Here is a 12,419-nt window from a genome sequence, read left to right as displayed (position 1 = left end):
GTACGGGGGCGCGAGTGGCACGGGGAGCTTCCCGTTCGGGCACCTGGACGGAGGCCCGTGGCGTCCCCCGGAGGGCCTGCGCGAGCCCGAGGACGTGGGGCACGCGGAGTTCATCCTCGACGACCTGGAGCACCTGCTGCCGGAGCTGCCGAAGGACGGGGTGCTGCTGGCCGCGCCGCGCTGGATGGCGGTGGGGCAGACGGTGGATTCGCCGGCGCTGCGGAGGGCGGGGATTACGCAGGACGAGGCCGGAGGGTTTGGCCTGTTCAACGCCGCCGCGCATGACATGGACGAAGAGGATGATTGAGGGCAGCCGCTGGTGGCCGGGGGGGCTGGTCATCCTGCTCTGCCTGTCCTGTGCTTCGACGGGTCCGAGCCGCTACGAGCAGACCGACTCCGCGACGAGCGGATGCCTTCGGAACCCTGCCTGTTACACCCTGCAGGGCAATGAAGCCGTGCTCCCCTGGGTGGGCCAGGCCGCGAGGGCGGCGGCGACCGCCAGCGCCACGTTGCGCGTCCTGGAAGCCGCGGAGGTCGCGCGCATCGAGTACCTGCTGGTGGAGTGCGCGAAGGAGGCGAACTCCCAGGTCAACAAACGTGAGTACGGCGAGGGGAAGATTCCGGACGATGACGAGTGCAATCGGGTGATCGGACGAAGACGTGGCGAGGCGATCACACGAAAAGTGGAACTCGGCACCATGAAACATGTGCTGGCATTCGAGTGCGTGCGGCGTGAAATCCTCCGGCTTTTTCCTGACCATGTCTCCATCGAGCCACGCTACGGGCCCAAGGCGAGCACAGGAGGCTACGGACTGACGAACCAATGGGAGGGGTCGATGAAGCCCGACATCGTCCTCCATGCCCCAGGCCAGCCGAACCAGGTCCAGTGCGTCTACGATTTCAAATTCCCTTGCGTCACGAAAAGCAAAGACAATCCGTTCAGCGCTTCCGAAGTGCTCCAACAGCTCAAGGACTACAAACGTCTTGGTGGAGATTGCAGTCCGGCCATCATCACACCCCAGCTGGGGATCAGCCGTGAATAGACATCCTCCGTTGGAGCCACCCGGCAAGGGGATTCCATCCATCCAGCCAGTCGTGCGCATTGAGTTCTACATGCCCCATGATCATCGGGAATTGGCGGCGCACATCCCCCGAACGCTCGACTCCTACCTCCAAGCCGTGGGTTCAGACCCTGGAGGCTTGACCACGAGCTGGGACGCCGAAGGCGATCCATTTCCCCTCACGCCAGAAACCTGGGACGAAATCCGCACAAGGCTGGGTGAATCTCCAGGGGATGAGTTCATGGAGGATCTGGCCGAGGACTCGCTGTGGTTCCGGACTTTGACCAAGAGACAGTTCGATACCCATGCATTCCTCACGGGTGCCCCCTCGGAAGCGGATGGCTACGCATTCAGCTACCGCGCCCGACTGCCCTGGCGTCATCCTGAGGTGATGGCGCTCAGCACCTTGAGCGTCACGGTCCCGGTTCGATTCCTGGAGGAACGAGGTCCTGATACGCTCCGGGAATTGGCCCTGGCACTCGCGGCCCCCCTCCCCTTCTCGACGGGGCATGCCGGACTGTCGTTCGCATACTCCAGGGGCCTGTGGCGAGCTCTCCCCCGCATCAAGGAAGAACTGTTCCAGCATCCTGGCTGGGGCGTGCCCAGAGCAGGTTCAACGATGGGCCAGGGCGCCCAGGTCGACGGCGTGCATTGGTTGAACTTCCTGGGCCCACCCGTGCTCGAAGCCATGGGTGGCCCTCGGACGCTCCGCTCACGCCTGAACTCACCCGACACCACCGTGCTGGAACTCACCGAAGGACGCGCCCTGGTCACCCTGGGCTTCGCCCCGCTGCCCGGAGACCTGAAAGCGGGCCAGTCCCTGCCGGCCTATCGTGAACTCGCCAAGGTCCTGGAGCCCTGGATGTTGAAGTTCTCTGCCTTCCACACCTGGGACGGGTTCACGGAAGAGGAAGCCCGGCGCTGGTGGCGCCGCTTCCTCGATTGATCAACCGCAAAGGATTTTTCTCGCGCGTTGCCCGCGCACCCGACCCGCTGGTAAGCCGCTGCCGGTTGTTCACGGTGGGCGGACGCGCTTGCGTCCGTGCCGGCCTCGCGGATCGGAGTTCGTTCGATGCGGTCACAGCACGCTGTCTGGAGCAGGATCCTGGTGTTGGTCGCGGGCGTGAGCCTGCTGGCCTGTAGCGCGAAGGACCACCCCTCCTCGGGCGAGGGCGCGCCCTCCTCCGCGAAGACCCCGCTGGCCTCCGCGCCGGGCTGGACCGCTACCGCGCCCATGGCCCGCACACGCGGGCAACATGGCGCCGTCCTGCTCCCCTCCGGCGAGCTGCTGGTCGTCAACGGCGTCAACAGGCTCGGGTTCGTCACCGTGGCGGAGCTCTACAACCCCGCCACCGGCACCTGGCGCGATGCCGGCGACTCCGGCCTCCAGGGCAACGTCACCGCGGCCCTGCTGCTTCCCAACGGCAAGGTGCTCGCGCTGACCGACGGCTCCACTTCGGGACGGCTCTATGATCCCGCGACGGGCACGTGGACCCCCACGGGCAACATGGCGCAGACCCGCGGGCTCCCCACCGTCACGCTGCTGAACTCGGGCCAGGTGCTGGTCGCGGGTGGCACCGGCAGCGGCGGCGTCCGGCTCGCCTCCGCGGAGCTGTACGACCCCGCGAGCAACACGTTCCTCCCCACCGGCGCCATGACCCTGGGCCGGAACGCGCACTCCGCCACGCTGCTGCGCAACGGGCAGGTGCTCGCGGTGAGCGGCTTCAACCAGGCGGGTGAGGTCCCTGGCGCCGACCGCTATGACCCCACGACGGGCACCTGGACCGCCGCCGCGCCCCCGCTGACGCCCCGGCACTACTTCACCAGCACGCTGCTCCCCGACGGCCGCGTGCTCGTCGCGGGCGGGTTCGCCGCGGGGGGCATCACCACCGCCTCGGAAATCTACGACCCGGCGGCCAACACCTGGACCGCCACCGGCAGTCTCGCGTTCGCGCGGTCAGGTCATTCAGCCACGCTGCTGCCCGATGGCAGGGTCCTGGTCTCAGGCGGCGCCGATTCCACGCGGGCTCCGCAGGTCGTCTCGGAGGTCTACGACCCCGCGACGGGCACGTGGACCGCCGCGGGGTCGCTGAGCATCGGGCGTGAGAACCACACCGCGACCCTGCTGCCCTCCGGCAAGGTGCTGGTGGCGGGCGGGTACAGCAGCCCGGGCAGCCTCACCTTCTACGCGGAGACGGAGCTGTACGACCCCGCCGTCAGCCGGTGGTCCCCCGCCGGGGTCATGGGCACGCCCCGGAGCGACCCCATGGTGGCGCTGCTGCCCACGGGCAGGGTGCTCGTCGCGGGCGGCCGTGACGGAAGCGGCGCCTCGTCCACGGCCGTGGAGCTCTATGACCGGACGGCGAACACCTGGACTTCCGCACCGGCCCTCTCCACGCCTCGCGAGCGCGCCACCGCGACCGTCCTGCCTTCGGGTGAGGTGCTGGTCGTGGGCGGCCGGGTTGGCGGCACGTCGGTGACCGCCACCGAGCGCTACAACGCGGCCTCCAACACCTGGACCCTGACGGCATCGCTCACCACTCCACGGCACATCCACACCGCCACGCTCCTCCCCGATGGGACGGTGCTGGTGGTCGGAGGTCAGCGCAATGCGGCCGTGCTCAGCGCCGTGGAGCGGTACGCGCCCGGGAGCAACACGTGGACCCCGCTGGCGTCCGCACCCCGGATCCGCGCGGGCCACGCCGCCGTGCTGCTCCCCAGCGGCAGGGTGCTCGTCGCCGGAGGTCATGACAACGTCGGCACGGCACTCGCTTCGGCGGACCTGTACGACCCCACGACCAACACCTGGGCCCCCGCGGCGGCACTCGCCCAGGGCCGTGATGAGCTGACGCTGACGCTCCTGCCCTCGGGCCAGGTCCTCGCGACCGGCGGGCTCGCGGGCCTCACGGAGCTTGCGTCCTCGGAGCTCTACGACCCTGGCACGAACACGTGGTCCTCCGTCGGGGCGCTCGCGCAGCCGCGCTGGCTCCACACCGCCACGCTGATGCCGTCTGGCAAGGTCCTGGTCGCGGGCGGCCTGACCGTGTTGAGCGCGTTCAGTGATGTGGCGGAGGTCTACGATCCCATCACCCGCGTCTGGAGCACCGTCAACGCCCCGGCCTCGCGCGGAGGCCTCGTCTCCGTCGCCCTGCCCTCGGGCGAGGTCCTCCTCGCGGGAGGCGCGGACACCACCAACGCCGAGCTGTTCGACGACACCGGAGCCCTCCCCGCCTGGAGGCCGGTCGTCACCCGTCCGGAGACCCTCGTCCCCGCCTGCCCCACGGTGCTCGAAGGCCTGCTGTTCCGGGGCATCTCCGGCGCGAGCGGCGGCGCCTCCACTGGCGACTCCCCCACCGACTTCCCCCTCGTGCGCCTCCTGTCCGCGGAGGGCGAGCGCCTCCTGACGCTCCCTGGCTCCGACACGTCGCAGACGCGCGCGACGGTGACCGTGCCCGTCAGCGTCCCACTGGGCCCCTATGCGCTCACCGTCTTCGCCAACGGCATCCCCGGCGGACGCATGGTGCAGGTGGTGGCGAACCAGACGCCCGCGGCGCTGAACCAGGACGTGGCCACGGGTTCGGACACGGCCCTGCCCATCACCCTCACCGCGACGGATCCGGACGCGGGCCAGGTGCTGACCTGGACCATCGTGCGCCAGCCGCTGCACGGCACGCTGAGCGGCACGCCGCCCAACCTCACGTACACGCCCGAGGCGGGGTACGTGGGCGCGGACAGCTTCGACTTCCGCGTCCGCGACTGCATCCAGGACAGCAACCTGGGCACGGTGAACATCACCGTCACGGCCGGGCCGCCTCCGACCCTCACGTGCCCCGCGGACGTCACCGCCGAAGCGACGGGCCCGGATGGCGCCGTGGTCACCTACGATCCCGCCGTGCCGAGCCAGGTGGGCACGCCGGTGAACTACTCGGTGCCCTCGGGCTCCCGGTTCCCGCGCGGCACGACGACCGTCACCGCCAACACCGCGGGCGGCGTCCCGGCCTCGTGCTCGTTCCTCGTCACGGTGCAGGACACCACCCCGCCCTCGGTGACGTGCCCGTCGGATCAGACGGCGATCACGGACGCCTCGGGCGCGCAGGTGACGTTCGAGCCCACGGCCACGGACGCTGTCACGGCGACGCCGACCATCACATCCTCGCCCGCGTCGGGCAGCACGTTCGCGCCGGGCTCCACGCAGGTCACCGTCACCGCCACGGATGAGGCCGGCAACTCCGCGCAGTGTACGTTCCGGGTCGCGGTCCAGGCCACGGTGGTGTCCATCGCCGGAGGCGGCTGCCAGAGCGCCGGGGGCGATGCGACCTCCGCGCTGGCGCTCCTCGCGGGGCTGGCGTCGTGGGCCGGTCTGCGCCGCCGCCGCACCAGCACCGGGGTTCGCTGATCCATGCGCTCCGGACCTGAACGTCTCGCACGCTCCTTCCTTTCCCGAATGGACCTCCCCTTGCGTACACAGGCACAGAGATGGGCGCTGGCCGCGCTGCTGGCCACCGCCGTTGCACCCGCTGCCTTTGGCCAGAGCCTCTCGAGTCCCCTGCGCCCGTTGGACCTGGAGCGCCTGCGCTTCACGCCCGCGGCCACGGACTCGATGCTGGTGGACACCGGCAACGTGCTCCCCGAGGGCGGCTACCGCCTGCTCCTCATGGTCAACTACGAGCGCGGCATCCTGTTGTTGAAGGGCAGCGATGGGGCGGAGCGCTCCATCCTGCACTACCGCACCGCGGGCTGGCTCGCCGGCGCGTGGTCGCCGGTGGATCGCCTGGAGTTGTCCGCGAAGCTGCCCGTCATCATCTCCCAGGGCGGACATGGCGCGGAGACGCTGGCGGGTGTGACGGCGCCGCAGTCCTACGGACTGGGAACGCCCGAGCTGGGCGCCCGCTACGCGCTGCTGCGTCGCGAGGACGGAGACCCGGTGTTCCTCGGCCTGGGCCTGGACGTGGGGCTGCCCGGTGGCACGGCGGACGCGTTCGGCCGGCAGCAGGGCTGGGCCGGGTTCCAGATCGCGCCCCGCGTGGCGGTGAGCCGCGAGGTGGGACCGCTGGCCCTGGGTGCGAGCGCGGGCGTGCGGATCCGCTCCCGCGAGATCGAACCCGGCCGCGACGTGGGCACGGAGCTGGAGCAGGGCCTGGTGGTGGCCACGCGCGGCGAAGGGCTGCGAGGCGAGATCGCGCTGGAGGCCGCCGAGTCCCTCGTGGAGTCGGACCTGGCGCTGGAGCTGCTCGGAGGCCTGCGTCTGCCGGTGGGCATGGGCTTCGAGGCGTTCGCGCTCGCGGGCCATGGCTTCACGGACATCCCGGGCACGCCGTCGTTCCGGCTGGCCGCGGGCATCGCGTGGGCGAACAAGCCTTCGCCGCGTGAGGACAAGTGCCAGAGCGGCCGGAGCCACACGCCGGAGGAGTGCCCGGATCAGGATGACGACGGCGACTCGGTGAAGAACCGGGATGATCGCTGCCCGCTGGAGGCCGGCTCCGTGGACAACGCGGGCTGCCCGGACAAGGACTCGGACAGCGACGGCGTGGTGGATCGCGAGGACCAGTGCGCCACGGTCGCGGGCTCTCCGCGCTACAAGGGTTGCCCGCCGCCCGACTCGGATGGAGACAGCGTCGCGGATGACGAGGACGGCTGCCCGCAGGAAGCAGGCCCCGCGTCGAATCGCGGCTGCCCCGTGCGCGAGGAGCCCAAGCCTGTCGAGCCGAAGCCCGAGGAGCCCAAGCCCGAGGAGCCCAAGCCCGTCGAGCCGAAGCCCGAGGAGCCCAAGACTCCGGTGGAGGACACGAAGTCGCCGCTGGATCACCGCGTGCAGTTCCCGGTGGGTCAGGCCGAGTTCCACGAGGAGGAGCAGCGGCAGCTGGACGCCATCGCGGACTACCTGAAGGCGAATCCGAAGCTGCAGATCCGGATTGAAGGCCACACGGACAACACCGGCCCCGAGGAGCTGAACCGCACCCTGAGCCAGCAGCGCGCGGACCGCGTGCGCGCGTATCTGATTCAGCGAGGCGTCGCGGGCAACCGCCTGGAGGCGAAGGGCTACGGGCCGACGCGTCCGTTGATGTCCAACGACACGCCTGAAGGCCTGACGGCGAACCGCCGCGTGGAGTTCGTCGTGACGGGCGGAGAGATGGGGCGCTGACCCCGGCTGCGGCGCGGTGACGCCGCTTCGTGGACTGGAGGTTTCAGTCTCGCGAAGCGGCGCGCTCCCGCCTCAGGTCTCTTCGGGCTGCAACTGCACGAGCGAAGGCAGCTCCGCCGCACGCTCGCGCAGCCGCGCCTTGGGCCGGATGGCCACGGGGACGCGGGACGCAGCCAGCAGATCCAGATCGAACACATTGTCACCAAAGGCGGCGCAGAGCGGCCGGCTCGTGCGCTGCCTGAGACAGTTCACCTTGCCGGGGCCGTAGGGCACGGGCTCGAAGACAGACGTCTGCAGCCGTCCGTCCTGCTCCCTCGGTGTGCACGCCAGCACGAACTCGGCGGTCAGCCCCACCTCGCGCACCGCGGCCTCCACCACCGCGCGCGGAGACGCGCTGACGACGTAACAGTCCACGCCCTGGCCGCGGGCCCACTCCACCACCCGGCGGGCCTCCGGATGGATGCGGCCGGCGACGCCTTTGCGAGCCACCACCTCCTGGGCGAAGCCGCGCATCTCGTCCACGTGCCAGCCCGCGAACACCCACGCCATCATCTCGTAGGTGTCCTTCTCCGGAAGCCGCCCGGCCTCGAACGCCGCGAACAGGGCACGCGCGAGCATCACGGTGTCCGGATGGGCCTCCACGCCATGCCGGGCACCCAGCCGCTCCAGGCCCACGCGAGCCTCGGGCCGCACGCCGCCGTGCTCCAGCAGGGCCAGGAACAGGTCGTCCCCCACGTCCCCGCTCCACAGCGTGCCGTCGCCATCGAAGGCCAGCACGCCGTCCGGCGTCTGCGCGACCTCGCGACGGATGCGCTCCAGCGTCTCCTCGACCCGCTCCATCCTCATGCCCGTCATCCTCGCTGGCCCACCTGTCCGGTGTCACCCGCCTGAAAGCTCCAGCCACAGGGGGTGTTCAGCACTGTCCGCATGAGCACCGGGCGACCAGGTCACCGCCGCAACGCCAACACTCCCGCCGCATCTGTCCGCGCCCGTCGGCTCAGCTCGCGCGGACATGGCGCTGCGAGCGGGGCGTTCCTTGCGCGGTCGGTCGGACGTGGGTAAGCAATCCACACGATGGAAAAGCCCCGACTTGAGCGTCGCCCCGAGGCCCGCGCCTTCATGGTGGATGCGCTGCTTCAGCACGTCCGGGACGGCAGGATCCGGGTCCCCGACTTCCAGCGCCCGCTCAAGTGGCGCGCCAAGCATGTGCTGGACCTCTTCGACAGCGTCTACCGGGGTTTTCCCATCGGGGACCTGCTGCTCTTCAAGGGTCCGGCGGAACCGGCGTCCCTGCATTTCGGGCCGCTGCGCATTGATGCGCCGCGAATGACGGATGCGTACTTCGTGGTCGATGGACAGCAGCGGCTCACGGCCCTGGCGGCCGCGATGCTGCATCCGGATCTCCATCCACGGGGAGACATCCATGCCATCTGGTTCGACCTGGAGGAGGAGCAGTTCGTGCGCCTTCAGCTCGCCGAGCCTCCCCCCCATTGGATCCCGGTCAACGTGGTGGGGGATTCGTTCACGCTGCTCAACTGGCTCAACGCGTGGCCCTTCCGGAGCACGCGTCCCGACCTCGTCCAGCGGGCCATCGCGCTGGGGAAGGCGCTGCGCGAGTACCAGGTCCCCTCGTACATCGTCGAAAGCACCTCGCAGGAGGTCATGCGACTCATCTTCACGCGGGTGAACACCTCGGGTGTCCCCATGCAGGAAAGCGAGGTCTTCGAGGCGCTTTTTGGTGGCCAGAAGCCGCGTCCCATCGAAAGCGCTTGCAACCGCCTTCAGGCGGAGACCGGCTTCGGAAGGATCGCCAAGGACTGGTTCATCCGCTGCTTGAAGGCGGTGGAGGAGATCGACCTGCGCCAGAACTTCATCCAGCGCGAAGGGGCGGTGGACGGCGTACATCCGGAGGCCGTGGAACGAACCGAGACGGCGCTGAGACATGCCATCGGGTTCCTGGCGGACGACGTGGGCATTCCTCATGTCCGGCTGCTCCCATACTCCTTGTCCCTCATCGTGCTGACGCGCTTCTTCCATCTGCACCCGCGCCCCCACCCGCGCACCCGGGCCCTTCTGGTCCGCTGGGTCTGGCGAGGCGCATTGTCCAAGGTCCATGCGGACGCCGCCCTTGAGAACATCCAAAGGCTCCAGTCGGACATTGGCACCACCGAGTTTGATTCGGTCGAGCGGCTGCTGGCGAGGCTTCCCCTGGTCGTGCCCGGGAGCTTTCCATCGGCATCGACTCCTTGGAGTGTCGGAAGCGTGGAGATGCGCCTGTGCGCGTTGGCCCTTCTGCATCTGGGGCCACACGACCCGGAGACCGGAGAGCGCTTCCGGTTGGATGAGATCCGCGCATGGCTCGATGAGCGCGCTTTGGAACAGGTCTTCATCCCCATCCATCCGAACGCGCAGTATGTCGCTGGGCGCTTCTTGCTTCCCGCCAAAGAGAAGTTCCAGGCCTTCGAGAGCGCATCGACCGAGGTCCTGCGGAGCCATTCGCTGGATGCTCAGGCCGTGAAGTCACTGGATTTGAAAAGCCCCCAAGTCGTCTTTGAACGCCGGCTCGAACTCCTGGACGAATGGCTCACGCGATTCTTCTCGGAGCGCATCGCATCAGACGACGGTGACCGTCCCCCCATCACCGAGCTGCTCCGTCGGGTTGACGCGCAGGTGACGTCCCCGTGAGGGCTTTGGAAGTATGGCTCGGGGATACGCGCGTCGGGCTGATCGAACATCTGGAGGAATGGGAGTACCGCTTCTCCTTCGACGCGGCCTGGCTCCGCGACCCCGAGCGCCCGGTCCTCGGGCAGTTGTTCGAGGACCGCATGCCTTACGACATCCCCACCACGGGGCACGTTCCCATCTGGTTCTCCCACCTGCTACCCCAGGGCCCGCTGCGCCGCGTCCTCGCACGGGAGCTGGGTGTGGACACGGATGACGAGTTTGACCTTCTGGAGTACCTGGGCTCGGAGCTGCCTGGGGCGGTCATCCTGGTTCCCGGCCAGCCACGGTTGTCGTCTCAGCCACCCGCACGCGAACGGATCGCGCCGCCCAGCGCGGCGAAGCTGCGCTTCTCCCTGGCCGGAGCACAGTGGAAGCTCTCGGTCCGCCCTGGAGAACGGGGGCTGACCGTCCCCGTCCGGGGCGAGGAAACGGGCTCGTGGATCGCCAAGTTCCACGACCCCGTCTTCAAGGACCTTCCCCGGATCGAGTACTCGACCATGACCTGGGCACGGCTCGCGAAGCTCGCACTGCCCGACTTCCGGATGGCCCAGGCCGCGGAGTTCGCGGAGCTGCCCCAGAACACCCCCACCGGCGACGGAACCGTCTTCCTCATCGAGCGCTTCGACCGGACGTCCACGGGACAGCGCGTCCACATGGAAGACATGGCCCAGGTGTTCGACAAGCCTCCCGGCGATCCCCAGTACGGCGGGCGTTATGAATACATCGCGGCCCTGCTCTCCTACGTGTCGCCAGACGACCTCCGCGAGTACTGCGAACGGCTGGTCTTCTGCGTGCTGAGCGGCAACACGGATGCGCACCTGAAGAACTGGTCGTTGCTGTACCCGGATGGACGCCATCCCAGGCTGTCTCCCGCCTACGACCTGATTTCATCCGTGCTCTTCGCGCCCCAGTCCATCAGCGATGATCTGGCGCTGAGCCTCGGAGGTTCACGTCAGTTCGAGGACGTCCGTCTTGATTCGTTCAAGACCTTTGCCCAGGTGAGCGGACACGACTTCGACGAGGTGACCACCTGGGTCACCCAGGCGGTCGAGCGGGTCCGCACCGTCTGGCAACAGGAGGCCCACCACCTCCTGCTGAAGGACGAAGAGCGCCAACGCATTGAGCGGCACCTGAAACGCGTTCCCCTTGCCCAGCAGGCATGAGCGCGTGCCGGTCCAAGACGACCGCAGCGTGCGAGTGGCCCAGCCCCTGCTTAATCGGGTGCTGCCGTGCGGCCCTCATCCTCCGCCCCATCCGGCCCTTCCACGGTGCGCTCCAGCGTCCGGGCCAGCTCGGCCCGGGCCTCTTCGACTTCCTCGGACGCCTCGCCGCTCCCGGTGCGAACAGAAGCAGGCACCGTGCCCTCCAGCTCCTCGGGGTGCAGGCGGAACCACTTGGCGATGAGCATCAGCTCCTGCGCCTCCTGGGCCCGGAGGCCAATCGCCTCGGGCTCCGGCAGCGAGAAGATGTCCCGCACCCGCGCCTCCAGCGCCGCCTGTTCCTCCGGCGTCTGGGGTGCCGGCACCTCCGCGCGGATCCGCCCCCGCCGCAGCACGTAGGTGCGGTCCTCGCCTCCGCCCTGCCCCTGCACCGTGTAGACCAATGACAGCCGCCGCAGCGTCCGCCCCAGCTCCACGATCCACGACTGCACGTGCTCCAGCCGCTCGGCGCGGTCGCGCAGCTCCGCCGCGTATTCGAACTGGAGCCGCCGCGCCGCCATCGCCATGCGCTCGCGCAGGATGACCAGCGGCCGGTCCGACTCGCCATTCAGGAACGCCCGCGCCAGCGCGACCCGCTCCAGGTACTCCGCCTGCGTGCACCCGCCCGCGCATGGCGAGATGCACCGCGCCGTCTGCCCGCGCAGACAACGGGGATCCTCCTTCGTCGGGAAGAGCTGGATCTGATCCGCCAGCCGCATCGGTGTATCGGAAGGACAGTCGCGCAGCTCCAGCAGGTCGCTCACCGCTCGCACCACCTCCGCCATGATGTGGCGTCCGTGGAAGGGCCCGAAGTACTCCGCGCCGCCACTGCCGCCGGGCTGCCCCACCACGCGCAACCGGGGCACCGCCTCCCGGGTAATCTGCAGGAAGCAGTGCGAGCGGTCCCGCTTGTGCTGCACGTTGTAGAGGGGTCGGTGGCTTTTGATCAGCCGGAACTCGTGCAGGAGCGCCGCGAACTCGCTGGGCGTGTACTCCCACTCCACCAGGTGCGCCTGGGAGATGATCTCCGCCGCCTTCTCGCCCTCGTCCGCGCGGAAGTACGACAGCAGCCGCGTGCGCACCCGCACCGACTTGCCCACGTAGAGCAGCTCGCCGGAGGGCCCGAGCATGCGGTACACGCCGGGCCGGTTCTCGGCGTTCGCGCGAACGTGGCTCAGGAGGGTGGCGACGCGGGGGTCCATGCGGCGATGGGAGCGGGCACCTTCAGCACCCGGCCCCGCAGGCTAACCCGACAGGTCGCGCCGTACCGCAGCCCCTGCCCCGCCCCCTACA

Annotated in this window: 9 protein-coding genes; 7 read left to right on the top strand and 2 right to left on the bottom strand. The window is 69.3% G+C overall.

The window, feature by feature from the left end; translation table 11 throughout:
- The 5 genes from D7X12_RS42880 to D7X12_RS44190 all read left to right on the top strand — a co-directional run.
- Window positions 1–307: hypothetical protein (locus tag D7X12_RS42880; protein WP_158620022.1), on the top strand; the 307-nt coding region annotated here is incomplete at its 5' end.
- Window positions 300–1,043 carry a hypothetical protein gene (locus tag D7X12_RS42875; protein ID WP_158620021.1) on the top strand — a complete coding sequence of 248 codons (744 nt, stop codon included), beginning with the start codon at window positions 300–302 and terminating at the stop codon, window positions 1,041–1,043. The genes D7X12_RS42880 and D7X12_RS42875, both read left to right, overlap by 8 nt.
- A gap of 157 nt (window positions 1,044–1,200) precedes the next feature.
- Window positions 1,201–2,007 carry a type VI immunity family protein gene (locus tag D7X12_RS10400; protein WP_158620020.1) on the top strand — a complete coding sequence of 269 codons (807 nt, stop codon included), beginning with the start codon at window positions 1,201–1,203 and terminating at the stop codon, window positions 2,005–2,007.
- Between the two features lie 126 nt (window positions 2,008–2,133).
- Window positions 2,134–5,457, top strand: a complete 3,324-nt coding sequence (locus D7X12_RS10395; RefSeq protein ID WP_244224471.1) for a Kelch repeat-containing protein — start codon at window positions 2,134–2,136, stop codon at window positions 5,455–5,457.
- A gap of 60 nt (window positions 5,458–5,517) precedes the next feature.
- Window positions 5,518–7,203: an OmpA family protein gene (locus tag D7X12_RS44190; RefSeq protein ID WP_244224470.1), complete on the top strand. Its 1,686-nt coding sequence runs from the start codon at window positions 5,518–5,520 to the stop codon at window positions 7,201–7,203.
- A gap of 72 nt (window positions 7,204–7,275) precedes the next feature.
- Here D7X12_RS44190 and D7X12_RS10390 read toward each other — a convergent pair whose 3' ends face one another.
- Entirely contained in the window at window positions 7,276–8,049 is a 774-nt protein-coding gene (locus D7X12_RS10390; RefSeq protein WP_120625109.1) for an HAD family hydrolase, read from the bottom strand.
- Window positions 8,050–8,277: 228 nt separating this feature from the next.
- On the opposite strand from D7X12_RS10390, the gene D7X12_RS10385 reads away from it, so the two are divergent.
- Together D7X12_RS10385 and D7X12_RS10380 are read left to right on the top strand one after the other, a co-directional pair.
- Window positions 8,278–9,888: a DUF262 domain-containing protein gene (locus D7X12_RS10385; RefSeq protein WP_120625108.1), complete on the top strand. Its 1,611-nt coding sequence runs from the start codon at window positions 8,278–8,280 to the stop codon at window positions 9,886–9,888.
- Window positions 9,885–11,090, top strand: coding sequence for a type II toxin-antitoxin system HipA family toxin (locus D7X12_RS10380; protein ID WP_120625107.1), 1,206 nt, complete (start codon window positions 9,885–9,887; stop codon window positions 11,088–11,090). Before D7X12_RS10385 ends, D7X12_RS10380 begins: the two co-directional genes overlap by 4 nt.
- Window positions 11,091–11,140: 50 nt before the next feature.
- Here the strand turns inward: D7X12_RS10380 and D7X12_RS10375 are convergent, their stop codons facing one another.
- Complete coding sequence (locus D7X12_RS10375; RefSeq protein ID WP_120625106.1) at window positions 11,141–12,328, bottom strand: GIY-YIG nuclease family protein; 1,188 nt, start codon at window positions 12,326–12,328, stop codon at window positions 11,141–11,143.
- Window positions 12,329–12,419 lie beyond the last annotated feature (91 nt).

Source organism: Corallococcus sicarius (assembly GCF_003611735.1).
GTDB lineage: Bacteria > Myxococcota > Myxococcia > Myxococcales > Myxococcaceae > Corallococcus > Corallococcus sicarius.
This window is presented reverse-complemented; position numbering and strand designations above follow the sequence as displayed.

What these genes read in the sequence shown, in the direction of transcription:
- D7X12_RS10375 (WP_120625106.1), bottom strand. Translation starts at nt 12,328, where the DNA reads ATGGACCCCCGCGTCGCCACCCTCCTGAGCCACGTTCGCGCGAACGCC.
- D7X12_RS10385 (WP_120625108.1), top strand. Translation starts at nt 8,278, where the DNA reads ATGGAAAAGCCCCGACTTGAGCGTCGCCCCGAGGCCCGCGCCTTCATG.
- D7X12_RS42875 (WP_158620021.1), top strand. Translation starts at nt 300, where the DNA reads ATGATTGAGGGCAGCCGCTGGTGGCCGGGGGGGCTGGTCATCCTGCTC.
- D7X12_RS10395 (WP_244224471.1), top strand. Translation starts at nt 2,134, where the DNA reads ATGCGGTCACAGCACGCTGTCTGGAGCAGGATCCTGGTGTTGGTCGCG.
- D7X12_RS10390 (WP_120625109.1), bottom strand. Translation starts at nt 8,049, where the DNA reads ATGAGGATGGAGCGGGTCGAGGAGACGCTGGAGCGCATCCGTCGCGAG.